Here is a 26,162-nt window from a genome sequence, read left to right on the forward strand (position 1 = left end):
GTGCCAAGGCGCGGATCGTCCACAAGACGAGAAGTGACGGATAACGGAATGCTCCGGAGCGACTGGTAGTTAATAACAATGTTCAAAAGGAGCATTTTAATGACTGCGCTGAACCTGATTCCCGGCCAACTGAGCCTGGCCCAACTGCGTGACGTCTATCAGCAACCGGTCAAGCTGACCCTCGACCACAGCGCTGCGGCGCAGATCGAGGCCAGCGTCGCTTGCGTCGAACAGATCCTCGCCGAGAGCCGCACCGCCTACGGCATCAACACCGGTTTCGGCCTGCTGGCTTCGACCCGGATCGCCAGCGAAGACCTGGAAAACCTGCAGCGTTCGCTGGTGCTGTCGCATGCCGCCGGCGTCGGCCAGCCGATCAGCGATGAACTGGTGCGCCTGATCATGGTGCTCAAGGTCAACAGCCTCAGCCGTGGTTTTTCCGGCATCCGCCGCGTGGTGATCGACGCGCTGATCGCGCTGATCAACACCGAGGTTTATCCGCATATTCCGCTCAAGGGTTCGGTGGGTGCATCCGGTGACCTCGCGCCATTGGCGCATATGTCGCTGGTGCTGCTGGGCGAAGGCAAGGCGCGCTACAAGGGCGAGTGGATGGAAGCCACCGAAGCGCTGAACGTCGCCGGTCTGACCCCGCTGACCCTGGCGGCGAAAGAAGGTCTGGCACTGCTCAACGGCACTCAAGTGTCTACCGCATTTGCCCTGCGCGGTCTGTTTGAAGGTGAAGACCTGTTTGCCGGCGCGCTGGCTATTGGCGGTCTGACGGTGGAAGCGGTGCTCGGTTCGCGCTCGCCGTTCGATGCACGTATTCACGCCGCTCGCGGTCAGAAAGGTCAGATCGATGCTGCAGCCGCATATCGCGATCTGCTCGGCGAGCGCAGCGAAGTGTCCGACTCGCACCAGGACTGCGAGAAGGTTCAGGACCCGTACTCCTTGCGTTGCCAGCCACAAGTCATGGGTGCCTGCCTGACCCAGTTCCGTCAGGCCGCCGACGTGCTGGTGGTTGAAGCCAACGCCGTCTCCGACAACCCGTTGGTATTCGCCGCTGAAGGCGATGTGATTTCCGGTGGCAACTTCCACGCCGAACCGGTGGCCATGGCCGCCGACAACATGGCCTTGGCCATCGCTGAAATCGGCTCGCTGAGCGAACGCCGTATCTCGCTGATGATGGACAAGCACATGTCGCAACTGCCGCCGTTCCTGGTGGCCAATGGCGGGGTCAACTCCGGCTTCATGATCGCTCAGGTCACCGCCGCAGCATTGGCCAGCGAGAACAAGGCGCTGTCCCATCCGCATTCGGTCGACAGCCTGCCGACCTCGGCCAACCAGGAAGACCACGTGTCGATGGCTCCGGCCGCCGGCAAGCGCCTGTGGGAAATGGCCGAGAACACCCGCGGGATTCTCGCGGTGGAATGGCTGGCGGCGGTGCAGGGGTTGGATCTGCGTAACGGTCTGAAGACTTCGGCCAAGCTGGAGCAGGCGCGGGCGATTCTGCGCCGCGAAGTACCGTTCTATGAGAAGGATCGCTTCTTTGCGCCGGACATCAATGCGGCGACCGAGTTGTTGGCGTCGCGCTGCTTGAGCGAATTGGTTCCGGCGAAATTGCTGCCTAGTTTGTAAGTGTTTTTCAGGGGGAGTTTTGTTGTTGCTGAAATCGATCCCCCTCACCCCAGCCCTCTCCCCCAAGGGGGAGAAGGGGAAGGGAGCCAATCTTCATTGTTTTCAGAGCCGGAGTTCGGCTCAAGATTCTCAGGTCGATGTATCTCGACAGAACAACCCGGTCAGTCCCCTCTCCCTCCGGGAGAGGGTTAGGGTGAGGGGCTTTTGAAGGCTCCCCACCAAACCAATTCCAACGGAGGCCAACAGTGAAAACCCTCTGGCAACACTGCCACGTCGCAACCATGGCGCAGGGCGTCTACTCGATCATCGAGGACGCAGCCATCGTCACGTCCGGTGCGCACATCGAGTGGATCGGTCCGCGCAATCTGCTGCCTTCCGGCGAATATCCGGCGGTCAACGATCTGCAAGGCGCGTGGGTCACCCCGGGGCTGATCGACTGCCACACCCACACAGTGTTCGGCGGCAACCGCAGCGGCGAATTCGAGAAGCGCCTGCAAGGCGTCAGCTACGCCGAGATCGCCGCGCAGGGCGGCGGCATCGCCAGCACTGTGCGCGCCACCCGTGAAGCGACTGAAGACGAGCTGTTTGCCAGCGCCGCCAAGCGCCTGAAAAGCCTGATGCTCGACGGCGTGACCACGGTCGAGATGAAGTCTGGCTACGGTCTGGATCTGGCCAGCGAACGCAAGATCCTGCGCGTCATTCGTCGCCTGGAAAAAGAGCTGCCGATCAGCGTGCGCAGCACCTGTCTGGCGGCTCATGCGCTGCCGCCGGAGTACAAGGATCGCGCTGACGACTACATCGAGCACATCTGCGCCGAGATGCTTCCGGCGCTGGCCGCCGAAGGGCTGGTCGATGCGGTGGACGCGTTCTGTGAATACCTGGCGTTCTCGCCGGAGCAGGTCGAGCGGGTGTTCATCACCGCGCAAAAACTCGGCCTGCCGGTGAAGCTGCATGCCGAACAACTGTCATCGCTGCACGGCTCCAGTCTGGCGGCGCGGTATCACGCGTTGTCCGCCGATCATCTGGAGTTCATGGACGAAGACGACGCCATCGCCATGGCCAAATCCGACACCGTCGCCGTGCTGCTGCCGGGGGCGTTCTACTTCCTGCGCGAAACCCGGCTGCCGCCAATGGACGCTTTGCGCAAGCACAAGGTCAAGATCGCCATCGCCAGCGACCTCAACCCCGGTACCTCGCCGGCGCTGTCGTTGCGCCTGATGCTGAACATGGCCTGCACCTGCTTCCGCATGACTCCGGAAGAAGCCCTGGCCGGCGCGACCATCCATGCCGCACAAGCGCTGGGCATGGCTGATTCCCACGGTTCGCTGGAAGTCGGCAAGGTCGCGGATTTCGTCGCCTGGCACATCGATCGTCCGGCGGATCTGGCCTATTGGCTCGGCGGTGATCTGGACAAACGCGTCGTGCGTCACGGCGTCGAATCAAGTCTGTAGGAGAGCGGTTGTGGATAAGGTTCTGAGTTTCAAACAAGGTCGCGTACCGCTGCTGATCAGCATGCCGCATGCCGGCGTGCGCCTGACGCCAGCGGTCGAAGCCGGGCTGATCGCGGACGCGAAAAGCCTGCCGGACACCGACTGGCACATTCCGCAGCTCTATGACTTTGCCGAGGAACTGGGCGCCAGCACGTTGGCCGCCGAATACTCGCGGTTCGTCATCGACCTTAACCGTCCGTCCGATGACAAACCGTTGTATGCCGGCGCCACCACCGGGCTGTACCCGGCGACGCTGTTTGACGGTATCCCGTTGTTCAAGGAAGGCCTGGAGCCTTCGAAAGAGGAGCGCGCGACTTATCTGGAGCAGATCTGGACGCCATACCACCGCACCTTGCAGGAAGAGCTTGCGCGGTTGAAGGCCGAGTTCGGCTACGCGTTGTTGTTCGACGCGCACTCGATCCGCTCGATCATTCCGCACCTGTTCGACGGCAAACTGCCGGATTTCAACCTTGGCACCTTCAATGGCGCCAGTTGCGATCCACAATTGGCGACGCAACTGGAAGCCATCTGCGCCCGTCACGACCATTTCAGCCACGTGCTCAACGGCCGCTTCAAGGGCGGCCACATCACCCGCCATTACGGCAACCCGGCCGAGAACATCCACGCCGTGCAACTGGAGTTGTGCCAGAGCACCTACATGGAAGAGTTCGAACCGTTCCGCTACCGCGCCGATCTGGCGGAGCCGACGCGGGTGGTGCTCAAGGAATTGCTGCAGGGCCTGCTGGCCTGGGCAAAGTCGCATTACACCGCATAACCCACTGTGGGAGCGGGCTTGCTCGCGAAGGCGGCGCATCAGGCAACATATGCGTTGAATGACACAGCGCTTTCGCGAGCAAGCCCGCTCCCACAGGTTTTGTATGCAGCAGAAAAATTGTGACTGCGTACGGGCATGCTCATTGACGTAAATCGGGTTTATGATGCCGGACGGCAGAATAATAGAAGTCCCCCCAGGGATGACCTCGACCCCTTACGGAGCGCGCAATGCAGACATTGTTTCCGCAGATCAAACCCCACGCCCGGCACGATCTGGCTGTCGATGACACCCACACGCTGTACGTCGATGAAAGCGGCTCGCCGGAAGGCTTGCCGGTGGTGTTCATCCACGGCGGCCCGGGTGCCGGTTGCGACGCGCAGAGCCGTCGCTATTTCGATCCGAACCTGTATCGCATTGTCACCTTCGACCAGCGCGGCTGCGGACGCTCCACCCCGCATGCGAGCCTGGAAAACAACACCACCTGGGATCTGGTCGCTGACCTTGAGCGTATCCGCAAGCACTTGGGCATCGATAAATGGGTGCTGTTCGGCGGTTCGTGGGGTTCGACTCTGGCGCTGGCCTACGCGCAAACCCACCCGGAGCGCGTACACGGTCTGATCCTGCGTGGGATCTTTCTCTGCCGTCCGCAGGAAATCGAGTGGTTCTATCAGGCCGGTGCCAGCCGTCTGTTTCCCGATTACTGGCAGGATTACATCGCGCCGATCCCGCTGGACGAGCGCGACGATCTGCTCAGCGCCTTCCACAAGCGCCTGGTCGGTAACGATCAGATCGCTCAGATGCACGCGGCCAAGGCCTGGTCGACGTGGGAAGGACGCACCGCGACCCTGCGGCCGAACCCGCTGGTGGTCGACCGTTTCTCCGAACCGCAGCGCGCCCTGTCGATCGCGCGGATCGAGTGTCACTACTTCACCAATAATGCGTTCCTCGAGCCGAATCAACTGATCCGCGACATGGGCAAGATCGCCCATCTGCCGGGGGTGATCATTCACGGTCGTTACGACGTGATCTGTCCGCTGGACAACGCCTGGGAGCTGCATCAGGCGTGGCCGAACAGCGAACTGCAGGTGATTCGCGACGCCGGTCACGCCGCCTCCGAGCCGGGCATCACCGATGCGCTGGTGCGTGCCGCGAGCAACATGGCCCGTCGCTTGCTCGACCTGCCGCCCGAAGAAGCATGAAGGGGCTTTTACAACGCGTGCGCGGTGCGCGGGTAGAGGTTGCGGGAGAGACAGTCGGCGCGGTGGATCAGGGTTTGCTGGTGTTGGTGGCGGTCGAACCCGACGACACGCGTACCAGTGCCGACAAACTTTTGCATAAGCTGCTTAACTATCGGGTATTCAGTGACGCCGAGGGCAAGATGAATCTGTCCCTGGCGGATGTGGGCGGCGGGTTGCTGCTGGTCTCTCAGTTCACCCTGGCTGCCGACACCAAGAGCGGGTTGCGTCCGAGTTTCTCGACCGCGGCCCCTCCGGCATTGGGCGAGGAATTGTTCGACTATCTATTCAGCAAAGCGAAACAGATGCATGGCACTGTGGCATCAGGTAGATTCGGCGCGGATATGCAGGTGCACCTGGTCAACGATGGCCCGGTAACCTTCCTGTTACAGACATGAAAGCCCTTGAAACACCTTTTCAAGGGCTTTTCGACTGAAAACAGGCGTTTTTCGCGATAAATACTTTGTTACCCCTGATGCGTTGTCACGCGGGCTACTAGATAATCGCGCGCTATGGGGATCAGCGTTCGCTGTTCCATTTTTGACTTAGGTAGAGACTTGTCTGGATCCGATTGGGGAATCATTTTGCCCCAGCGGAGTCGGAACAATGCTCGCCAACCTGGCATATAGATAGCTGGCCGTTGGTTTTTTGATCTGTTTTCGGCGAGGGTTGCTCGTGATTGTTAGTCCCTGTAATGCAGCAAAAATGTCTGCCAAACGCATGCGAAGTGCCCTGGTAGCCGGCTCGGCGCTCCTGTGCCTGCTCAGCGCCGGCCAGCTTTGGGCGTTCAATCTTGACGATGTATCAGCCAAGGCTAAAGAGCTGGCCGGGCAGAAGTTCGAAGCCCCGCGCAGCAACCTGCCGAACGAATTCCGTGACATGAAGTTCGCGGATTATCAGAAAATCCGCTTCCTCACCGAAAAGGCTGAGTGGGCCGATCAGAAGACACCGTTCAAGCTGTCCTTCTATCACCAGGGCATGCACTTCGATACGCCGGTGAAAATCAACGAAATCACGGCGAACACCGTCGAAGAGATCAAATACGATCCGACCCGCTTCGATTTCGGCGACCTCAAGTTCGATCCGAAAGCCACTGAGCAACTGGGCTACGCCGGTTTCCGTGTGCTGTACCCGATCAACAAGGCCGACAAGCAAGACGAAATCATGACCATGCTCGGCGCGAGCTACTTCCGCGTCGTCGGCAAGGGTCACACTTACGGTCTGTCGGCCCGTGGTCTGGCCATCGACACCGCGCTGCCGTCGGGCGAAGAGTTCCCGCGTTTCCGCGAGTTCTGGATTCAGCAGCCGAAGCCGGGCGACAAGCATCTGGTGATCTTCGCCCTGCTGGATTCGCCGCGCGCCACCGGTGCCTATCGCCTGATCCTGCGTCCGGGCAGCGACACCATTGTCGACGTCAAGGCGCAGATGTTCCTGCGTGACAAGGTCGGCAAACTGGGCATCGCACCGTTGACCAGCATGTTCCTGTTCGGCGCCAACCAGCCGTCGAAAGTCCTCAACTACCGTCGTGAACTGCACGACTCCAGCGGTCTGTCGATCCATGCCGGCAACGGCGAGTGGATCTGGCGTCCGCTGAACAACCCGAAACACCTGGCCGTGAGCAACTTCAGCGTCGAGAACCCGCGTGGTTTCGGTCTGCTGCAGCGTGGTCGCGACTTCAGCCACTACGAAGACCTCGACGACCGCTATGACAAGCGCCCAAGCGCCTGGATCGAGCCGAAGGGCGAGTGGGGCAAGGGCACCGTTGATCTGGTAGAGATTCCGACTGCCGACGAAACCAACGACAACATCGTTGCGTTCTGGAGCCCGGAAACCATGCCGGAGCCAGGCAAGCCGCTGGACTTCGCCTACCGCCTGCACTGGACCATGGACGAAGCGGCGATTCACGCCCCCGACAGCGCCTGGGTTAAGCAGACGCTGCGTTCGACCGGTGACGTCAAGCAGTCGAACCTGATCCGTCAACCGGATGGCAGCGTTGCCTACCTGGTCGACTTCGAAGGTCCATCGCTGGCGGCTCTGGCCCCGGATGCCGACGTGCGCAGTCAGGTCAGCGTTGGCGATAACGCCGAACTGGTCGAGAACAGCGTGCGTTACAACCCGGAAACCAAGGGCTGGCGCCTGACCCTGCGGATGAAGATCAAGGACGCGAGCAAGTCCACCGAGATGCGTGCTGCCCTGGTACAGCCAGTGGTGACCGCTGATCTGGCCAAGTCTTCGGTACCGGCGTCGAATTCGTCGGTGGCCAAGGCGGACAAGGTCGCGGCCAAGCAACAAGAGAAAGACGAGAAGGAAGCCAAGGCAGCCGAGGCCAAACAGGCCGACGCCAAGCCAGCCGCAGATGCCAAGGACAAGGCCAACAAAGACGCCAAGCAGCCAGCGGCTGCGAACGCGGCCCCAGCCACACCGGAATCGGCACCGACTGAAGAAGTCCTGACCGAGACCTGGAGCTATCAGTTGCCTGCCGATGAGTAACTCTCAAGTACAGCCAGAGACTCTGTCCGAGTATCTGGCGCATCTGCCGATGACCGACGAGCAGCGCGCGGAACTCGCGGGCTGCCAGTCCTTCAGCGAACTGCACCAGCGCCTGTCGTCGCCGACGTTCGACGCGCCTGCCGAAGCCGCCCAGGCTTCGGTGGGCAAGCGCCTGACCCTGAGCACCGCCGAGGAGCTGGAAGAGGCGGAAATGCTGGTGCTCGACGCCAGCGGTCGGGTCAGCATGAAGGCGACTCCGCCGATCCGTCGGACCAAAGTCGTGCCGGAGCCATGGCGCACCAATATTCTGGTGCGTGGCTGGCGCCGCCTGACCGGGCGCACCAACCCGCCGCAGCCGCCGAAGGACGAAAACGTCTTGCCGGCAGCGCGCTGGCGCACGGTTGGTTCGATTCGACGTTACATTCTGTTGCTGCTGATGCTCGGTCAGACCATCGTTGCCGGCTGGTACATGAAAGGCATCATGCCGTACCAGGGCTGGTCGTTCGTCGATCTGGACGAAGTGCTGCACCAGCCGCTGCTGCAAACCGCCACGCAAGTTCTGCCGTATGCGCTGCAGACCAGCATCCTGATCCTGTTCGGGATTCTGTTCTGCTGGGTCTCGGCCGGTTTCTGGACGGCACTGATGGGCTTCCTCGAGTTGCTCACCGGTCACGATAAATACCGTATCTCCGGCAAAAGCGCGGGCAACGAGCCGATTCCGAAAGATGCTCGTACTGCGCTGGTGATGCCGATCTGCAACGAAGACGTGCCTCGGGTATTCGCCGGTCTGCGCGCCACCTTCGAGTCGGTCGCCGCTACCGGTGATCTGGATCGCTTCGACTTCTTCGTCCTCAGCGATAGTAACGACACCGATATCTGCGTCGCCGAGCAGCAAGCCTGGCTGGACGTCTGCCGTGAAGCCAAGGGCTTCGGCAAAATCTTCTATCGCCGCCGTCGCCGCCGTGTGAAACGCAAGAGCGGCAACCTCGACGACTTCTGCCGTCGCTGGGGTGGTGACTACAAGTACATGGTCGTGCTCGACGCCGACTCGGTGATGAGCGGCGAGTGCCTGACCAGTCTGGTGCGCCTGATGGAAGCCACGCCGGACGCCGGGATCATCCAGACCGCGCCGCGAGCGTCGGGCATGGACACCCTGTATGCGCGCATGCAGCAGTTCGCTACCCGCGTGTACGGTCCGCTGTTCACCGCCGGTCTGCACTTCTGGCAGTTGGGTGAATCCCACTACTGGGGTCACAACGCGATCATCCGCATGAAGCCGTTCATCGACCACTGTGCCTTGGCGCCGTTGCCGGGCAAAGGTGCGTTCTCCGGGGCGATCCTGTCTCACGACTTCGTCGAAGCTGCGCTGATGCGCCGTGCCGGCTGGGGCGTGTGGATTGCCTACGACTTGCCGGGCAGCTATGAAGAACTGCCGCCGAACCTGCTCGACGAGCTCAAGCGTGACCGTCGCTGGTGCCACGGCAACCTGATGAACTTCCGCCTGTTCCTGGTCAAAGGTATGCACCCGGTGCACCGCGCAGTGTTCCTCACCGGCGTGATGTCGTACCTGTCGGCGCCGTTGTGGTTCTTCTTCCTGGTGCTGTCGACCGCGCTGTTGGCGGTGAACACACTGATGGAGCCGCAGTACTTCCTGGAACCGCGTCAGCTCTATCCGCTGTGGCCACAATGGCACCCGGACAAGGCGATCGCGCTGTTCTCGACCACCATCGTGCTGCTGTTCCTGCCGAAACTGCTGAGCATCATCCTGATCTGGGCCAAGGGCGCGAAAGAGTTCGGTGGCAAGTTCAAGGTGACCCTGTCGATGCTGCTGGAGATGTTGTTCTCCATGCTGCTGGCGCCGGTGCGGATGATTTTCCACACCCGTTTCGTGCTCGCCGCGTTCCTCGGCTGGGCCGCGACCTGGAACTCGCCGCAGCGTGACGATGACTCCACACCTTGGAGCGAGGCGGTCAAGCGCCACGGTCCGCAGACCCTGCTGGGCTTCTGCTGGGCGCTGCTGGTGATCTGGCTGAACCCGAGCTTCCTGTGGTGGCTGGTGCCGATCGTCGGTTCGCTGATGCTGTCGATCCCGGTGTCGGTGATTTCCAGCCGTGTCGGTCTGGGCCTGAAGTCCCGTGACGAGAGCCTGTTCCTCATCCCAGAGGAATACAATCCGCCACAGGCGCTGCTGGCGACCGATCAGTACACCCACGAGAACCGCTGGCATGCACTGAACGACGGCTTCATCCGCGCCGTGGTCGATCCGCAGCAGAACGCCCTGGCGTGCTCGCTGGCGACGGCCCGTCACGGTCAGGCCGAGCCGATCGAATGGCTGCGTCAGGAACGTGTACGTCACGCCCTGAAGGCTGGCCCGGCGGCACTGAGCAACCATGATCGCCTGCAACTGCTGAGCGATCCGGTGGCCCTGGCGCGTCTGCACGAGCTGGTCTGGTCCGAAGATCACAAGGAATGGCTGGATGCCTGGCGTGCTTCGGTAAAAGCCGATCCGCATGCGCCGCTGTTGCCACTCAAGCCTGTGAGCTTGCAGGCGCAACCGGCCTGATGAAGAAACCCCGCTAACTAGCGGGGTTTTTTTATGGCGCTGAAAAGCCCCCTCATCGGAACGCCGCCCGCCTAACCCTCTCCCGGAGGGAGAGGGGACTGACCGGATTGTATATTCGAGTTGCATCGACCTGAGAAATCGAGTCGAACTTAGCTTTCGAATATTTCCCCGATCGGCTCCCTTTCCCCCTCTCCCCTCTGGGAGAGGGCTGGGGTGAGGGGTGGCCTTTGAATGTTAAACAAATCGTCCATTAAACCTTGTGCAAAAAATCGAGTGCGTTAGCATCCGTCCCCGAATTGGCGCGCCCGGACGATCTTGTCCATTTCAGTCGGTTTTCGCGCCGCAATTGCAATGGTTTTGGGGACTTGAAGATGAAGAAGTATCTGTCGATGCTGCTGGTCGGCGTCACGGCACTGGTTGCAGTCAATGCGGCGCACGCCGGTGCAATCGATGACGCGGTCAAGCGCGGCACGTTGAAAGTCGGTATGGATCCGACCTACATGCCGTTCGAAATGACCAACAAGCGCGGCGAAATCATCGGCTTCGAAGTCGACATCCTCAAAGCCATGTCCAAGGCCATGGGCGTCAAGCTGGAGCTGGTGTCCACCGGTTACGACGGGATCATTCCGGCCCTGATGACCGACAAGTTCGACATGATCGGCAGCGGCATGACCCTGACTCAGGAGCGCAACCTGCGCCTGAACTTCAGCGAACCGTTCATCGTGGTCGGCCAGACCCTGCTGATCCGCAAGGAGCTGGAAGGCACCATCAAGTCCTATAAAGACCTGAACACCGCCGACTATCGCATCACCTCCAAGCTCGGCACCACCGGTGAGATGGTCGCCAAGAAGCTGATCGCCAAAGCCAAGTACCACGGCTACGACAACGAGCAGGAAGCCGTGCTCGACGTGGTCAATGGCAAGGCCGACGCCTTCATCTACGACGCGCCGTACAACGTGGTCGCGGTGAACAAGGTCGGCGCCGGCAAACTGGTGTTCCTCGACAAGCCGTTCACCTACGAGCCGCTGGCCTTCGGTCTGAAGAAGGGTGATTACGACAGCATCAACTTCATCAACAACTTCCTGCACCAGATCCACGAAGACGGCACCTACGATCGCATCCATGACAAGTGGTTCAAGAGCACCGAGTGGCTCAAGGACATGGAATAACACTGGGTCAGTCAGACCGAGTCGCCCCATTCGCGAGCAAGCCCGCTCCCACATTTGAAATGCAGTCCAAATGTGGGAGCGGGCTTGCTCGCGAAGAGGGCCTGCCAGGCAACACAAAATCCGGAACCTGCAATGAAACAGAAAAAAGCCCAATGGCCCTGGCACGTCCTGACCGTGCTGGTGCTGGTCGGCCTGGCGGGCGCGTTGTATTACGCCACGTCGCTGATGTCCTACGAATGGCGCTGGAACCGCGTGCCGCAGTACTTCGCCTATCAGGCCGAAGAATCCCAGCGTGCCACCGATATCTCCACCGTCACCGAGCTGGTGCGCAAGGGCGGTAGCGCGCAGGTCACTCTGCGCAACGATGCCGGTGACGAGCAGCACCTGACTGTCGACGAGAACAGCCTGCAATTCGCTCAGGGCGACGATGTGGCCGAAGGCGACGTCGTGGGCGTGACCCGGCACTGGGCGGCAGGGCCGCTGCTGTGGGGCCTTTGGACCACGCTGTGGCTGTCGGTGGTGTCGGGTGTGCTCGGTCTGCTGATCGGTCTCGTCACCGGGTTGTGCCGCCTGTCGAGCAACCCGACCCTGCGCGACCTGTCGAGCATCTACGTCGAACTGGTGCGCGGCACGCCGCTGCTGGTGCAGATCTTCATTTTCTACTTCTTCATCGGCACGGTGATGAACCTGTCCCGGGAGTTCGCCGGGATCGCCGCGCTGTCGCTGTTTACCGGCGCCTACGTGGCCGAGATTATCCGTTCCGGGGTGCAGTCGATTGCCCGTGGCCAGAACGAAGCGGCGCGTTCGCTCGGTCTGAGCGCGGGCCAGTCGATGCGCCACGTGGTACTGCCGCAAGCATTCAAACGCGTACTGCCGCCGCTGGCCGGGCAGTTCATCAGTCTGGTCAAGGACACCTCGCTGGTGTCGGTGATCGCCATCACCGAGCTGCTGAAAAGCGGCCGTGAAGTCATCACCACCTCGTTCTCGCCGTTCGAGATTCTGTTCTGCGTTGCCGGCCTGTATCTGTTGATTAACCTGCCGCTGTCGAAAATCGCCAGCCGTCTTGAGCGGAGGCTCGCGCAAAGTGATTGAAGTCCGCGATCTGGTAAAAGTTTTCGACACCCGTGGTCAGGTAGTCCGGGCTGTGGATAACGTCACTACTACGGTGGCCAAGGGCGAAGTGCTGGTGGTGATCGGCCCGTCCGGCTCGGGTAAATCGACCTTCCTGCGCTGCCTCAATGGCCTGGAAGAATTCGACTCGGGTTCGGTGAGCATCGACGGGCTGCAACTGGCCGACCCGAAAACCGACGTCAACGCCTACCGCCGCGAAGTCGGCATGGTCTTCCAGCACTTCAACCTGTTCCCGCACATGACCGTGCTGGAAAACCTCTGTCTGGCGCAGAAAGTCGTGCGCAAGCGTGGGCAGAAGGAAAGCGAGGCCAAGGCCTTGGCGTTGCTGGAAAAGGTCGGTATTGCGCAAAAGGCTCGCGAATACCCGTCACGCCTGTCCGGCGGTCAGCAACAGCGTGTGGCGATTGCCCGGGCGCTGGCGATGGACCCGAAAGTGATGCTGTTCGACGAACCGACTTCGGCCCTCGACCCGGAAATGGTCGGCGAAGTGCTGGATGTGATGAAGAACCTGGCCGTGGAAGGCATGACCATGGTTTGCGTGACCCACGAAATGGGTTTCGCCCGGGAAGTGGCGGATCGGGTGCTGTTCTTCGATCACGGCAAATTGCTGGAAGATGCTTCCCCGGCGGAGTTCTTTGATGCGCCGAAGGATTCGCGGGCGCAAGCCTTTCTGCGTCAGGTCCTTTAATTTCAGCGTCTGAGCTACCGCTTTCGCGAGCAAGCCCGCTCCCACATTAGACCGCGTCCGCATGGACAACCAGGTCAACTGTGGGAGCGGGCTTGCTCGCGAATGCATCACCTCGGTTCAGAGCGAACCGAGGTTTTCGGATCACCTCAAACCTTGAACCGCCCCACCAGCATCTGCAGATGCGTCCCCAGCCGCGCCAGCTCAACACTCGACGCCGCCGTTTCTTCACTCGCCGCCGACGTCTGATCCGACACATCCCGCACATTCAGCACGCTACGGTTGATCTCCTCGGCCACGGCACTCTGCTGCTCGGCTGCCGCTGCAATCTGCTGGTTCATCGCCTGAATCGCCGAGACGGTGCGGGTGATGCTTTCCAGTGAGCCACCGGCGCGGCGGGTCAGTTCGACGCTGCTGTCGGTCAGGCTGCGGCTGTTGTCCATGATCGTTGCCACTTGCTGGGTGCCGTTCTGCAGGCCGACGATCAGCTCTTCGATCTCTTCGGTGGACTTCTGCGTGCGCTGGGCGAGGCTGCGCACTTCATCGGCGACCACCGCAAAACCACGCCCGGCCTCACCGGCACGCGCTGCTTCGATCGCGGCGTTGAGCGCCAGCAGGTTGGTTTGCTGGGCCACCGACTTGATCACGTCGAGCACGCTGCCGATCTTGTCGCTCTCGCGCTTGAGTTCGCCCATGGCTTCGGTGGAGTGGCCGACTTCGACGGCCAGACGCTCGATCTGCGCGATGGCTTCACCGACCACCTTGTCGCCTTCGCGGGCTTGCTGGTCGGCGGCCACGGCGGCTTCGGAAGCCTCCTCGGCGTTGCGCGCGACTTCCTGCACAGTGGCGGCCATTTCGTTCATGGCGGTGGCGACCTGATCGGTCTCGATCTTCTGATTGTTGACCCCGGCGCTGGTCTGCTCGGTCACCGCTGACAATTCCTCGGCAGCGCTGGCGATTTGCGTAACGCCGTCGCTGATGCCACCGATCAACTCGCGCAGGCCTTGGGTCATGCTCTGCATCGAACGTTGCAACTGGCCGAGTTCGTCGCGACGCTGAGACACCAGATTGTGGGTCAGGTCGCCGGCAGCCACGCGCTCGGCGACCTTCAGGGTCTGATTCAGCGGAATGATGATCTGCCGGGTGATCGCCCACGCGGCCAGCAAACCGAAGGCCACGGCCAGCAGGGTGGCGATGATCAGCAGGTTCTTGGCGTGCGCGGCATCGGTATCGCGCACCACGGTTTGTGATTCGGTGAGCTTCTTGCTGACGTCGAGGAGGATGTCGCCCTGCGCCGTCATGGTTGCCCCGGCCTTGGCATTGTTCACCTGCGAGTCGCGGAACTGAGCGACCGCCGCGCGATAAGCCTTGATCGAGTCGGTGGCCTGTTGCAGGTTGGCGATGTGCTGTTCGGGCAGTTTCGCCGGCAGGCTGTCGAGGTTTTTCAGTGCGTTGTCGATGGCGTCCAGCGCGGGCTGCTCCGCCTCGGCCTTACCGCTGTAGGTGTAGCCGCGCACCTGATAGCGCGCTTGCTGCAACAGTTTGCTCAGTTCGATCACGCTGTTGAATTGCGCGACGCTGTCACCCTGCAGCATGGATTTCTCGACTTCCGAGACTTTGGCCACGGCATTGTCGGCACTCGCGCCGAGCTTGCTGCGCGCGTCCTCACGCTGCACGGTGGCCTGTGTCATGTCGGCGAAGGCACGTTTGTACTCGGCGACAGCGGCCAGTTGCTGATCGACCATGGCCGCATCTGAGGGCTGCTCGATCAGGCCGCGCGCGGTTTGCAAGCCGCTGGCGAGTTTGGCCAGCAACTCGTTGACCGCGCCCGGGCCTTGTTCGCCACGACGCGCTTCATAGTCCAGACGCGCCAGGCGCAGGTCCTTGGTCAGTTCATTGAGGCTGGAGATGAAGCCGAGCTTGTCGCCACGGCTGATAATGCCGCCCATGCCGGTCCAGCCGGTAAAGGTAATCAGCAGGGTGAGCAACAGCACCAGGCCGAAACCGATGCCCAGCTTGCGTTTGACGCTGACGTTCCCAAGATTCTCGGCTAACCAACGGTACATGCGACGACTCCCCTCGGACCACTAATTGGACTTATGGGGACTGTATCGGCTGGGTGATGGCAATCTGTAACCCGATTTGTCCGACACCGCCACTCTGTAGGAGCTGCCGCAGGGGAGCGGTGTGTCAGAACAGGCGGGCGAGCAGGGCGGTGACGGCGGTTTCGACGCGCAGGATACGTTCGCCCAGTTGCACCGGTTGCAGGCCGGATTTGCCCAGCAGGTCGATTTCGTAGGGAATCCAGCCACCTTCGGGGCCGATCGCCAGGGTCACCGGTTCGCTCAATGCACGTGGGCACGGCGGGTAATTGCCGGGATGGCCGACCAGGCCGAGGGTGCCTTCGCTGATCGCTGGCAGACGATCTTCGACGAACGGTTTGAAGCGCTTCTCGATGATGACTTCCGGCAGCACGGTATCGCGGGCCTGTTCGAGGCCGAGAATCAGGTTCTCGCGAATCGCTTCCGGCTCGAGAAACGGCGTCTGCCAGAAACTCTTCTCGACCCGGTAGCTGTTGACCAGAATCACCTTCGACACGCCCATGGTCGCCACGGTCTGGAACACCCGCCGCAGCATCTTCGGACGCGGCAGGGCCAGTACCAGGGTCAGCGGCAGCTTGGCCGGCGGTGACTGATCGAGGCTGACGCGCAATTCCGCTTCGCCGGCCTCAAGGCGCAGCAGTTCGGCTGAGCCCATCAAGCCATTGATGCGCCCGACCCGCAGGCTGTCGCCGACTTCCGAGCGGTGAACTTCCTGCATGTGGGTCAGGCGCCGGTCACGCAGCACGACGCGGTCGGCCGCGATGAAGTCGGCCTCTTCGAGCAACAGCAGGTTCATGCCTGGGTCGCTGGCGGCTGGTCGTTGTGATCGTCGGCCGGTGTTTCGTCCGGGCGTTCGCGCTTGCTGATCAGGCCGCCGAATAGAATGCCGATTTCAAACAGCATCCACATCGGTACCGCCAGCAGGGTCTGCGAGAAGATGTCCGGCGGCGTAAGGATCATGCCGACCACGAAGCAGCCGATGATCACGTACGGGCGGATCTTCTTCAGGTATTTGACGTCGACCACGCCGATCCACACCAGCAGCACCACGGCCACCGGGATTTCGAACGCGACACCAAAGGCAAAGAACAGCGTCATCACGAAGTCGAGGTAACTGGTGATGTCGGTCATCATTTCCACGCCGGCCGGGGTGGCGGCGGCGAAGAACTTGAAGATCAGCGGGAACACGAAGTAATAGGCGAATGCCATGCCGGTGTAGAACAGCAGGATGCTCGACACCAGCAGCGGCACGGCGATGCGCTTCTCATGTTTGTACAGCCCCGGCGCGATGAAGCCCCAGATCTGATGCAGGATCACCGGAATCGCGAGGAACAGCGAGACCATCATCGTCAGCTTCAGCGGCGTCAGGAACGGCGACGACACATCCGTGGCGATCATCGTCGCGCCGACCGGCAGGTACTGGCGCAGCGGCGTCGAGACGAAGGTGTAGATCTGCTGGGTGAACGCGAACAACCCGGCGAAGATGATGAACACCGCCGCCACACAACGCAGCAGGCGGGTGCGCAACTCGGTGAGGTGCGATACCAGCGGCATGTGCTGGTCGTTTTCAGGGAGATCGCTCATGGGGCTCGCGGCGGCAGTGTTGGGTCGTGAGGCGCGGGTGTAATCGGCGCGGCGTTTGGCGCAACGTGTTCAACAGATGGTTCCACGGCGGCTGGCGCCGTTTCTGTCGGAGCTACAACGGCAGCAGGTGCTGGTGGCGCCGTCGCGGCAGCAGGGCTGTGAATCGTCTGCTCACCCACATGCTCAACCGGCGTCGGCTCCTGCTGAACCGGCGTGAAAATCTTCCGCGCCTCCTGCTCCAGCGACAGAATGTGCTCGTTGTGCAGTTGCCGACGGATCTCGTCGGCACCGATTTCACGTTCAACTTCCTGTTTGATCGCGTTGAAGCTGCGCTTCAGCCGGCCGACCCACAGGCCGGCGGTGCGCGCAGCGCCCGGCAGACGCTCGGGGCCCAGCACCAGCAGGGCGACGAGGCCGACGAGCAGCAGTTCAGAGAAGCTGATACCAAACATTTGTCAGTCTCACACGTCTTTGCGGATCGGCTCTTCGACTTTCTGCGCCTGCACGTCGATGGTGTGCGGCGGATTGGCCTGAGCGGTGGCCTGCGGCTGCACCGGTGGAACGGGCTGCGCAGGCGTTACGGTCGGATCGGCGGCCGGTTTTTCGTCATCGTTCATGGCTTTACGGAAGCCCTTGATCGACTCGCCGACGTCGGTGCCGAGGTTTTTCAGTTTCTTGGTGCCGAACACCAGCACCACGACTACCAGAATGACGATCCAGTGTTTCCAGTCAAAAATGCCCATGTTGCTGTTCCTCTCTAAAAATTGTTCAGGCGGACGGACGCGAGGCTTTCTCGACGTGTCCGGACAGACCGAAGCGACGATCCAGTTCATCCAGCACGGCCTGCGGATGCTGCCCCAGTTGGGCGAGCATGACCATGCTGTGGAACCACAGGTCGGCAGTCTCGTAGATCACATCGCTGCAGTCACCGCTGATGGCGGCGTCCTTGGCGGCAATAATGGTTTCGACCGACTCTTCGCCGACTTTCTCCAGAATCTTGTTCAGGCCCTTGTGATACAGACTAGCTACATATGAGCTGTCGGCAGCGGCGCCCTTGCGCTCTTCAAGCACCTGAGCGAGGCGGGTCAGGGTGTCACTCATGTTTGTGTCCTGCGGAATAGATAGCGTGCGGGTCTTTCAGAACCGGGTCGACTGTCTTCCAGTCGCCGTTTTCGTAGACGCGGTAAAAGCAGCTTTGACGGCCGGTATGGCAAGCGATGTCGCCGATCTGTTCGACCATCAGGATGATCACGTCGGCATCACAGTCCAGGCGCATTTCATGCAGGGTCTGTACGTGGCCGGACTCTTCGCCCTTGCGCCACAGCTTGCCACGGGAACGTGACCAGTAGATTGCACGGTTTTCCGCAGCGGTCAGTTCCAGCGCTTCGCGGTTCATCCAGGCCATCATCAGCACGCGCCCGGTCTTGTGATCCTGGGCAATCGCCGGCACCAGGCCATCTGCGTCCCACTTGATCTCGTCCAGCCAGTTTTTCATCTTCGACTCCGACAGCGAACCCGCACTTCAATTGTCAGGTTCAGGCGTTGAAACAGTGTGCCAGCCGATCAGCGAACTGGCTATCGGCGAACGACCAGATACAAGCCGACGGCCACCATGATGCCCGCCGGCCAATGCCCCAGTTCGTGCAACGGGCCACCGGCGGCGAGGATCGTCCCGCCGGCCAGATGTGCGCAACCGAGCAGGCGCAGGAACCAGTCGTCCTTGCGTTTGTGCCACGGTGGTGGCGGGTCGTAGGCGTGCGGTTGCGACATGCGCTCGAGCAGGTCACGGGCCATGTTGGCCAGGTGCGGCAGCTGTTCGAACTGGCTCTGCACGTTGCCGAGCAAGGCTTTGGGGCTGACGCGCTCGCGCATCCAGCGCTCGAGGAACGGCTGCGCGGTGTTCCACAGATCCAGATCCGGGTACAGCTGACGGCCAAGGCCCTCGATGTTCAACAGAGTCTTCTGCAGCAGAACCAGTTGCGGCTGCACTTCCATGTTGAAGCGCCGCGCAGTCTGGAACAGGCGCATCAGCACCTGGCCAAATGAAATATCTTTTAACGGTTTTTCGAAGATCGGCTCGCACACGGTGCGGATCGCCGCTTCGAATTCGTTGAGCTTGGTTTCCGCCGGCACCCAGCCCGAGTCGATGTGCAATTGCGCCACGCGGCGATAGTCGCGCTTGAAGAAGGCGAACAGGTTGCGCGCCAGGTAGTCCTGGTCTTCCGGGGTCAGGCTGCCGACGATGCCGCAGTCGATCGCGATGTACTGCGGGCTCCACGGATTGACGGTGCTGACGAAGATGTTGCCCGGGTGCATGTCGGCGTGGAAGAAACTGTCACGGAACACCTGGGTGAAGAAGATCTCCACGCCGCGCTCGGCGAGCATTTTCATGTCGGTGCGCTGGTCGGCGAGGGTCGCCAGATCCGTCACCTGAATCCCGTAGATGCGCTCCATCACCAGCACTTTCGGCCGGCACCAGTCCCAATAGACTTGCGGCACATAGAGCAGCGGCGAGCCTTCGAAGTTGCGCTTCAACTGGCTGGCGTTGGCCGCCTCGCGCAGCAGGTCGAGCTCGTCGTAGATGGTTTTTTCGTAGTCCTGCACCACGTCCACCGGGTGCAGCAGGCGGGCGTCGGCGGAGACCTTTTCGGCGGCGCGGGCGAGGATGAACAGCCATGCCAGATCCTGGGCGATCACCGGTTTCAGGCCCGGGCGGATCACCTTGACCACCACTTCTTCGCCGGTCTTCAGTTGCGCGGCGTGCACCTGCGCCACCGAGGCCGAGGCCAGCGGTTCGACGTCAAAGCGGCTGAACACTTCGCTGATTTTCTTGCCCAGCTGTTCTTCGATCAGCTTGATCGACAGCTGCGAATCGAACGGCGGCACGCGGTCCTGCAGGAGCATCAGTTCATCGGCGATGTCTTCCGGCAGCAGGTCGCGGCGGGTCGAAAGAATCTGCCCGAACTTGATGAAAATCGGCCCCAGATCCTGCAGCGCCAGGCGCAGACGCGCACCACGGCTCAGCTCCAGCGGCTTGCGCGGCAACCAGCGCCACGGCAGCACGTAGCGCAGCGCCAGGAGGAACCAGGGCAGCGGCAGCTCGAACAGCAGGTCATCGAGGCGGTAGCGGATCACGACGCGCTGGATGCGCAACAGACGGCGGACGGCAAGCAGCTTCATGCGTTATCGCTTGGGTCGAGGGATCGGGAAAGGCGCTCGAAACGCGCCTCGAGACGTTCCAGATCAAGTTTGATCCGGTCCAGTTCGCTGAATCGCGCTTCGGCTTCGCGCTGCCCAACGAGGGTGCGTGATTCTTCGGCGAGGTATTCGGCGAGGTTCTGGTTGAGGCTGGCAAATCCTTGTTGATACCAGCGTGCGCGGCTGCGCAGGTGACCGCCAATCAGTTGCGTGGCGACCGGTCCGAGCCAGCGCGAGAGTTCGTACTCCCAGTCCAGCTCGAGGTCCTGCAGCACCCCGGCCAGTTCCAGCAACACACCGCTGTCACCGTCGAGCTCGACTTCCGGGGCGTGCAGCACCGCGGTCTTGTCTTTGCTCACGGCCAGTTTCACCAGGCTCGAGGCCGGGGCGCGCAGGGTGCAGTCGACACCGGTTTCCCAGTGCGAGGCGAGCATCAGGCCCTCATCGCTGGGCAGGATGAACAGTTGCAGCGCCGGGCTGCGGCAATCGACGGCAATCACTTTGCCGGTCAGATGCGCCAGCCGCGGCAGCGCCGTGCTGTCGAGACGCAGCACCCGGTTGAGGCCGAGTTCGACGCTGGCGAGCAGCCCGGTGAGTAACATCAGGGCTTGATGCCGCGGTGCAGGGCGACGATGCCTGCGGTCATGTTGTGATAGGTCACGCGGTCGAAACCGGCGTCGACCATCATCGACTTCAGGGTTTCCTGATTCGGGTGCATGCGGATCGATTCGGCCAGGTAGCGATAGCTTTCCGAGTCGTTGGTGATCAGCTTGCCCATCAGTGGCATGAAGGCGAACGAGTAGGCGTCGTAGGCTTTCGACATCAGCGCGTTGGTCGGCTTGGAGAACTCCAGCACCAGCAGGCGGCCGCCGGGCTTGAGCACGCGCAGCATCGAGCGCAGGGCGTCTTCTTTGTGCGTCACGTTGCGCAGGCCGAAGGCGATGGTCACGCAGTCGAAATGGTTGTCCGGGAACGGCAGTTTTTCCGCGTCCGCCTGAACGAATTCGACGTTGCCCGACACACCCAGATCCAGCAGACGGTCACGGCCGACCTTGAGCATCGATTCGTTGATGTCGGCCAATACCACCTGACCGGTCGGGCCAACCAGGTGCGAGAATTTTTTGGTCAGATCGCCGGTGCCGCCGGCGATGTCGAGCACGCGGTTGCCTGCACGCACGCCAGACAGTTCGATCGCGAAACGCTTCCACAGACGGTGCATGCCGCCCGACAGAAGGTCGTTCATCAGGTCGTACTTCGCGGCTACGGAGTGGAACACCTCAGCGACTTTTTCCGCTTTCTGGCTTTCCGGAACGTTTTTGAAGCCGAAGTGAGTGGTGGGTTCGGCATCGCTGCCTTTGCGCTGATCAGTCATATCGCTGTCACCAAAAGAGAATGCGCGACATTCTAATCCCCAAGCCATGCTTTGTCTTGGAATGGCTAAAGGTAAGATGGGCGACCTTCGGGACGATTTGCCGCAGACGCGGTCAAGATTTACCGTCACCTATTCATCAAGCAGGAGTCATTCGATGGCCAAAATCAGTGTTGAGCGTGCCCACAGCCTGGGCAAGGAAGCCGCCCGCGAGAAGGCCGACAAGCTGGCGCAGAAACTCTCCGATCAATATGGCCTGGAGCCGCAGTGGTCGGGCGACACCCTGAACCTCAAGCGCTCGGGCGTGAAAGGCGCGGTGCATGTGGCCGACGACTCGATCCGTGTCGACGTAGAGTTGGGCATCATGATGTCGGCCATGAGCGGCATGATCAAAGCCGAGATCGAGAAGGCGCTGGACAAAGCGCTGGTCTGATTTCTGCCTGAAATGAAATTCTCCTGTGGGAGCGGGCTTGCTCGCGAATGCGGTGCAACAGTCGACATTTCTCGTGACTGGTACACCGCATTCGCGAGCAAGCCCGCTCCCACATTTGTTTTGTGGTGCTCCCGGATTTTATGTCAGTTGTTAGGGTGCCGTTTCTAATTTTTCTCCCTACTTTGTGCCTGAGCCCGACACATCTGCGGGCAGTTCCTCAAACCTTCTGCGCGTGAGGTGCACCATGGCCAAAGTCATTCTGAAGAAAAAAATCGACGCTTCGACTTCTGCTCTGAGCGACGTCAAATCCTATGCCCGCAAGATCTGGCTGGCAGGCCTGGGTGCCTACACCAAGGTCGGCCAAGAGGGCAGCGACTACTTTCAAGAGCTGATCAAGGCTGGTCAAACTGTTGAAAAGAAAGGCAAAAGAGTCGTCACCGAAAAACTCGAAGCCGCCAATGCCGAGATCGACGAAGCCAAGGATGAAGTCAGCTCGTTCAAAGGTCGCGTCGAAGTTCAGCTCGACAAGGTCGAGAAGGCGTTCGACTCCCGTGTAGCAAGCGCCTTGAATCGTATCGGCATTCCGTCTAAACATGACGTTGAGACACTCTCTGCTAAGCTCGATGAGCTGACGGCATTGCTCGAACGCGTCGCGCGTAAATCTTAAGGAGAACGGGATGGCTGGTAAAAAGAACACCGATAAAGAAGGCAGCTCGTGGATTGGGAAAGTCGAAGACTACTCCCGCAAAATCTGGCTGGCTGGTTTAGGCGTGTACTCGAAGATCGACACTGACGGCAGCAAGCTCTTCGAGTCACTGGTCAAAGACGGCGAGAAAGCCGAGAAGCTCACCAAGTCGGCAGTCGGCAAGAAAGTCGATGCCGCCAAGGATTCCGCTTCTTCGGCCAAGTCGCGCATCAGCGGCGTGAAAGATCGCGCACTGGGCAAGTGGGACGAGTTGGAAGGGGCTTTCGACAAGCGCCTGAACAGCGCGATTTCGCGCCTGGGTGTGCCTAGCCGCAATGAAGTCAAAGCGCTGCACAGCAAGGTCGAGACCTTGACCAAGCAGATCGAGAAACTCACCGGTCTGAAAACCCAACCGGTCGCGGCGAAAACCGCAGCGGCCAAACCGGCAGCCAAAACCGCCGCCAAGCCACTGGCTAAAGCGGCTGCGAAACCAGCTGCCAAAGCTGCGGCCAAGCCAGCGGCAAAAACCGCTGCCGCCAAGCCTGCTGCTAAAACGGCCGCTGCCAAACCAGCCGCCAAGGCTGCCGCGAAACCGGTTGCTGCCAAAGCCGCTGCGAAACCTGCGGCCAAGTCCGCGGCCAAACCAGCCGCCAAGCCAGCAGCGAAAACCGCTGCCGCGAAACCGGCTGCCAAACCTGCGGCCAAACCGGCTGCGGCGAAAAAACCGGCAGTGAAAAAACCGGCCGCGCCGAAGGCCGCTGCTCCGAAGCCAGCTGCACCCGCAGCAGCCAAGCCAGCCACCCCGGCAACCCCGGCCAGCGCGTCGAACTCCGCCGCTGCACCGACTCCGGTAGCCACCCCGACTGCTGCATCGACCCCGTCGACGCCAACCAGTCAGTCCTGATTTTTCAGGGCAAAACAAAACGCCCGGCCTGTGAAGGTCGGGCGTTTTTGTTTGTGCTTTTAAAAGCTTACCCTCACCCCAGCCCTCTCCCCGAGGGAGAGGGGGCCGATTCGGGGATGCTTCAGCCTTACACCGACCTGAAAGTGTCGTATTGAATCCATAATCGACTGGATTCTTCAGGTCGCCGTATCGCGTAAGACAATAAGGTCAGTCCCCTCTCCCTCTGGGAGAGGGTTAGGGTGAGGGGCTCTTGATTTCATTCGTGATCTTCGAGGTATTGCAGGGCCATCCGCTCCGTCGCCACTTTCACCGGCGGCAGCAGATGCGGTGCCACCAGCATCATGATCTGGTACACCACCAGTTTGACCTCACCCTCGCGATCGAGAATCCGTTGATAGTCCAACGAAAACAGCAGGGTCATGGTGATCTGTTCCACCAGTTGCCCCAACGCCTGGGTATCACTGACCAGTTGCCCCGAAGCCTTCAACCGCGCCAGCAATGACGCCAGCGTACGCTTGAGCGCGTTGAGCAGGTTGCGAATACCCTTGGCCAGTTTCGGCAGGCGCCCGGCGAGGTTCGACAGGTCCTGGAACAGAAACCGGTACTGCGCCAGGCGCTCGACGATCAGGTGCAGAAACAGCCAGTAATCCTCCGGCGCCAGCTCGGCATCCGATGGCGGATCGAGCAGCGGCGCCAGTTCGTTCTGGAAGCGTTCGAACAGGCCCAGAATCAACGGTTCCTTGCCGTGGAAGTGGTAGTAGAGGTTGCCGGGGCTGATCCCCATTTCATTGGCAACTTCCATGGTGGAGACGTTGGGCTCACCCTTTTCGTTGAACAGTTGCAGAGCACATTCGAGAATCCGGTCGCGGGTTTTCATCCAGTCTTCTTAGAAAAGTTCGGTTAAGCGTCAGCGCACATGCACGTAGGTGCCGGGTGCTGCCTCCATCGGTGGATAATTCGGGTTGCCGAGGGTAAACGTGGTTTCGTGCTGCGTGCCGGAGCGCTGCTGTATCCACTCCAGCCACTGCGGCCACCAACTGCCGTCGACGCGCTTGGCGTCGTAGTACCAGGCGCGCGGATCGCTGCTCAGCTTGCCGTTCTCGACGTAATTGGCTTTCGGGTTGCTCGGCGGGTTGAGGATGCTTTGCACATGACCGCTGTTGGACAGCACGAAGCGCCGCTCGCCGCCGAGCAGCAACGTCGAGCGATACACCGCGTCCCATGGCGTGATGTGGTCGTTCATGCCGGCCACGCTGAAGCTGTCGACGGTGACTTTTTGCAGATCGATCGGCGTACCGCAGACTTCCAGGCCACCCGGGTGGGTCAGCGGATTGTGCTTGAAGAAGTCCAGCAGGTCGCCGTGGAATGCGGCGGGCAGGCGCGTGTTGTCGTTGTTCCAGTAGAGAATGTCGAAGGCCGGGGGCTCTTTGCCGAGCAGGTAGTTGTTGACGAAGTAGCTCCAGATCAAATCGTTGGGCCGCATCCAGGCAAACACCTTGGCCATGTCGCGACCGTCGAGCACGCCTCGCTGATAGGAGCGGCGTTTGGCCGCTTCGATGGTCTGTTCGTCGGCGAACAGGGTGGTCGGGGTTTCGATCTCACTGTCGAGCAGGCTGACCAGATAGGTCGCACTGGAGATCCGTCGCAGTTGCCGCTTGGCCTGCAGATGCCCCTGTAGCGCGGCGATGGTCAGGCCGCCGGCGCAGGCGCCCATCAGATTCACCTCGCGCGCGCCGGTGATCGCCCGGCAGATGTTCATCGCTTCCTCCACGGCTTCGACGTAGGTCGACAGGCCCCATTCACGGTGGCGCACGTCCGGGTTGCGCCAGCTGATCATGAAGGTCTGCAGACCGTTTTTCAGCGCGTACTGGACGAAGCTGTTCTGCGGGCTGAGGTCGAAAATGTAGTACTTGTTGATTTGCGGCGGCACCACCAGCAGCGGCTTGGCGTACTGCTTTTCGCTCATCGGTTTGTACTGGATCAGCTCGAGCATCTCGTTGCGAAACACCACCGCACCGGTGGTGGTCGCGACGGTCTTGCCAACTTCGAAAGCCTGTTTGGTGACCTGGCGCGGCAGGCCATCGTTGTGCAGCAGATCATCAAACAGATGGCTCAGGCCGCGCACCAGACTCTGGCCGCCGGAATTGAACAGCTCCTTGACCGCCAACGGATTGAGCAAGGTATTGGAGGGCGCGACGGCATCGTTGAGCAAGGTGAACGCGAAGTGCGCGCGAGCGCGATCGTCCTCGCTCATGCTGCTTTCATCGATCCAGCTCTTGACCTGTTTCTGCCAGGCCAGATACGCCTGCAGGCTGCGCCGGTAGAACGGATTGAGGCTCCACGCCGGATCGGCGAACCGCGCGTCCTGCGGGTTGGTCGGGTGCAGGGTTTCACCGAGCAGCACGCGACCGAGCTGGCCGCCGAGTTTCAAGGCGTGTTTGGCACTGTGGAGCGGGTTGCGCAGACCGTGGGCGGCGACGCTGCGCAAGGTCGAGAGCAAGTCCCGCCCACGCAGGCCGGTCATTGCACTTTGTGCATTGATGAACACGGCGGGACTGGGCACTACGCCCGTCGCAGGTTTGTCGCGCATGACTCAACACTCCTTCGTCTTCAGGTCAAAAACAAACTCACCGAACCAGAACACCATAGTCGCTGTTACGGGTTGCTGCCTGCGCGGCGTCCTGCCGCGCACTTTGTTCAAAACCCTGCACAAAGCC

The 26,162-nt window shown here is 61.1% G+C and carries 25 protein-coding genes; 13 read left to right on the forward strand and 12 right to left on the reverse strand.

Annotated elements, in window-relative coordinates; all coding sequences use genetic code 11:
* Nucleotides 1-99: 99 nt before the first annotated feature.
* The 10 genes from hutH to M0808_RS09650 all read left to right on the forward strand — a co-directional run bounded on the left by hutH (nucleotide 100) and on the right by M0808_RS09650 (nucleotide 13,173).
* Nucleotides 100-1,632, forward strand: a complete 1,533-nt coding sequence (gene hutH, locus M0808_RS09605) for a histidine ammonia-lyase (protein WP_247840894.1) — start codon at nucleotides 100-102, stop codon at nucleotides 1,630-1,632.
* Between the two features lie 245 nt (nucleotides 1,633-1,877).
* Nucleotides 1,878-3,083 (forward strand): imidazolonepropionase, encoded by a 1,206-nt coding sequence (gene hutI, locus M0808_RS09610; protein WP_247840896.1) that lies wholly within the window; start codon nucleotides 1,878-1,880, stop codon nucleotides 3,081-3,083.
* A 10-nt stretch (nucleotides 3,084-3,093) separates the two neighbouring features.
* A complete protein-coding gene (hutG, locus tag M0808_RS09615; protein WP_247840898.1) occupies nucleotides 3,094-3,897 on the forward strand; it encodes an N-formylglutamate deformylase in 804 nt (267 codons plus the stop codon).
* A 227-nt stretch (nucleotides 3,898-4,124) separates the two neighbouring features.
* Entirely contained in the window at nucleotides 4,125-5,096 is a 972-nt protein-coding gene (gene pip / locus M0808_RS09620; protein WP_003220824.1) for a prolyl aminopeptidase, read from the forward strand.
* Nucleotides 5,093-5,530: a D-aminoacyl-tRNA deacylase gene (dtd, locus tag M0808_RS09625; RefSeq protein ID WP_098966789.1), complete on the forward strand. Its 438-nt coding sequence runs from the start codon at nucleotides 5,093-5,095 to the stop codon at nucleotides 5,528-5,530. The genes pip and dtd overlap by 4 nt, the downstream gene beginning before the upstream one ends.
* Before the next feature lie 307 nt (nucleotides 5,531-5,837).
* The gene (locus tag M0808_RS09630; RefSeq protein WP_167734086.1) at nucleotides 5,838-7,622 is read left to right on the forward strand and encodes a glucan biosynthesis protein G; all 1,785 of its coding nucleotides are present in this window, start codon (nucleotides 5,838-5,840) and stop codon (nucleotides 7,620-7,622) included.
* A complete protein-coding gene (gene mdoH, locus M0808_RS09635; protein WP_223007183.1) occupies nucleotides 7,615-10,185 on the forward strand; it encodes a glucans biosynthesis glucosyltransferase MdoH in 2,571 nt (856 codons plus the stop codon). The genes M0808_RS09630 and mdoH overlap by 8 nt, the downstream gene beginning before the upstream one ends.
* A 371-nt stretch (nucleotides 10,186-10,556) precedes the next feature.
* A complete protein-coding gene (locus M0808_RS09640) occupies nucleotides 10,557-11,354 on the forward strand; it encodes a transporter substrate-binding domain-containing protein (RefSeq protein ID WP_003220833.1) in 798 nt (265 codons plus the stop codon).
* A gap of 132 nt (nucleotides 11,355-11,486) precedes the next feature.
* Nucleotides 11,487-12,446: an amino acid ABC transporter permease gene (locus M0808_RS09645; protein WP_027611292.1), complete on the forward strand. Its 960-nt coding sequence runs from the start codon at nucleotides 11,487-11,489 to the stop codon at nucleotides 12,444-12,446.
* Nucleotides 12,439-13,173, forward strand: a complete 735-nt coding sequence (locus tag M0808_RS09650; protein ID WP_247840900.1) for an amino acid ABC transporter ATP-binding protein — start codon at nucleotides 12,439-12,441, stop codon at nucleotides 13,171-13,173. Before M0808_RS09645 ends, M0808_RS09650 begins: the two co-directional genes overlap by 8 nt.
* Nucleotides 13,174-13,319: 146 nt before the next feature.
* On the opposite strand, the gene M0808_RS09655 is transcribed toward M0808_RS09650, so the two are convergent.
* The 10 genes from M0808_RS09655 to ubiE form a co-directional block, all read right to left on the reverse strand.
* Complete coding sequence (locus M0808_RS09655; RefSeq protein WP_247840902.1) at nucleotides 13,320-15,236, reverse strand: methyl-accepting chemotaxis protein; 1,917 nt, start codon at nucleotides 15,234-15,236, stop codon at nucleotides 13,320-13,322.
* A 124-nt stretch (nucleotides 15,237-15,360) separates the two neighbouring features.
* Nucleotides 15,361-16,068 carry a 16S rRNA (uracil(1498)-N(3))-methyltransferase gene (locus M0808_RS09660; protein WP_098966796.1) on the reverse strand — a complete coding sequence of 236 codons (708 nt, stop codon included), beginning with the start codon at nucleotides 16,066-16,068 and terminating at the stop codon, nucleotides 15,361-15,363.
* Entirely contained in the window at nucleotides 16,065-16,856 is a 792-nt protein-coding gene (tatC, locus tag M0808_RS09665; protein ID WP_027611295.1) for a twin-arginine translocase subunit TatC, read from the reverse strand. The genes M0808_RS09660 and tatC overlap by 4 nt, the downstream gene beginning before the upstream one ends.
* Complete coding sequence (gene tatB, locus M0808_RS09670; RefSeq protein WP_098966798.1) at nucleotides 16,853-17,308, reverse strand: Sec-independent protein translocase protein TatB; 456 nt, start codon at nucleotides 17,306-17,308, stop codon at nucleotides 16,853-16,855. The genes tatC and tatB overlap by 4 nt, the downstream gene beginning before the upstream one ends.
* 9 nt (nucleotides 17,309-17,317) lie before the next feature.
* Nucleotides 17,318-17,599 carry a twin-arginine translocase TatA/TatE family subunit gene (locus M0808_RS09675; protein WP_003220847.1) on the reverse strand — a complete coding sequence of 94 codons (282 nt, stop codon included), beginning with the start codon at nucleotides 17,597-17,599 and terminating at the stop codon, nucleotides 17,318-17,320.
* 25 nt (nucleotides 17,600-17,624) lie between these two features.
* On the reverse strand, nucleotides 17,625-17,957 hold the full coding sequence (locus tag M0808_RS09680; protein WP_003220849.1) for a phosphoribosyl-ATP diphosphatase: 333 nt from the start codon (nucleotides 17,955-17,957) through the stop codon (nucleotides 17,625-17,627).
* Nucleotides 17,950-18,351, reverse strand: a complete 402-nt coding sequence (hisI, locus tag M0808_RS09685; protein WP_003220851.1) for a phosphoribosyl-AMP cyclohydrolase — start codon at nucleotides 18,349-18,351, stop codon at nucleotides 17,950-17,952. Before hisI ends, M0808_RS09680 begins: the two co-directional genes overlap by 8 nt.
* Nucleotides 18,352-18,431: 80 nt before the next feature.
* Entirely contained in the window at nucleotides 18,432-20,036 is a 1,605-nt protein-coding gene (gene ubiB, locus M0808_RS09690; protein ID WP_027611297.1) for a ubiquinone biosynthesis regulatory protein kinase UbiB, read from the reverse strand.
* Nucleotides 20,033-20,656: an SCP2 domain-containing protein gene (locus M0808_RS09695; protein WP_003220855.1), complete on the reverse strand. Its 624-nt coding sequence runs from the start codon at nucleotides 20,654-20,656 to the stop codon at nucleotides 20,033-20,035. The genes ubiB and M0808_RS09695 overlap by 4 nt, the downstream gene beginning before the upstream one ends.
* Nucleotides 20,656-21,426, reverse strand: a complete 771-nt coding sequence (gene ubiE / locus M0808_RS09700) for a bifunctional demethylmenaquinone methyltransferase/2-methoxy-6-polyprenyl-1,4-benzoquinol methylase UbiE (protein WP_007961779.1) — start codon at nucleotides 21,424-21,426, stop codon at nucleotides 20,656-20,658. Before ubiE ends, M0808_RS09695 begins: the two co-directional genes overlap by 1 nt.
* 154 nt (nucleotides 21,427-21,580) lie before the next feature.
* Between ubiE and M0808_RS09705 the strand changes: the two genes are divergently transcribed.
* The 3 genes from M0808_RS09705 (at nucleotide 21,581) to M0808_RS09715 (ending at nucleotide 23,445) form a co-directional block, all read left to right on the forward strand.
* On the forward strand, nucleotides 21,581-21,856 hold the full coding sequence (locus M0808_RS09705) for a polyhydroxyalkanoic acid system family protein (protein ID WP_003220859.1): 276 nt from the start codon (nucleotides 21,581-21,583) through the stop codon (nucleotides 21,854-21,856).
* Between the two features lie 244 nt (nucleotides 21,857-22,100).
* Complete coding sequence (locus M0808_RS09710) at nucleotides 22,101-22,523, forward strand: phasin family protein (RefSeq protein WP_027611299.1); 423 nt, start codon at nucleotides 22,101-22,103, stop codon at nucleotides 22,521-22,523.
* Between the two features lie 10 nt (nucleotides 22,524-22,533).
* The gene (locus M0808_RS09715) at nucleotides 22,534-23,445 is read left to right on the forward strand and encodes a phasin family protein (protein ID WP_096794687.1); all 912 of its coding nucleotides are present in this window, start codon (nucleotides 22,534-22,536) and stop codon (nucleotides 23,443-23,445) included.
* A 256-nt stretch (nucleotides 23,446-23,701) separates the two neighbouring features.
* On the opposite strand, the gene M0808_RS09720 is transcribed toward M0808_RS09715, so the two are convergent.
* Nucleotides 23,702-24,322: a TetR/AcrR family transcriptional regulator gene (locus M0808_RS09720; protein ID WP_103520650.1), complete on the reverse strand. Its 621-nt coding sequence runs from the start codon at nucleotides 24,320-24,322 to the stop codon at nucleotides 23,702-23,704.
* Between the two features lie 30 nt (nucleotides 24,323-24,352).
* On the reverse strand, nucleotides 24,353-26,035 hold the full coding sequence (gene phaC / locus M0808_RS09725; RefSeq protein WP_103368731.1) for a class II poly(R)-hydroxyalkanoic acid synthase: 1,683 nt from the start codon (nucleotides 26,033-26,035) through the stop codon (nucleotides 24,353-24,355).
* Nucleotides 26,036-26,162: the final 127 nt, after the last annotated feature.

It is taken from the genome of Pseudomonas sp. MWU12-3103b, from assembly GCF_023100615.1.
Classification (GTDB): domain Bacteria; phylum Pseudomonadota; class Gammaproteobacteria; order Pseudomonadales; family Pseudomonadaceae; genus Aquipseudomonas; species Aquipseudomonas putida_A.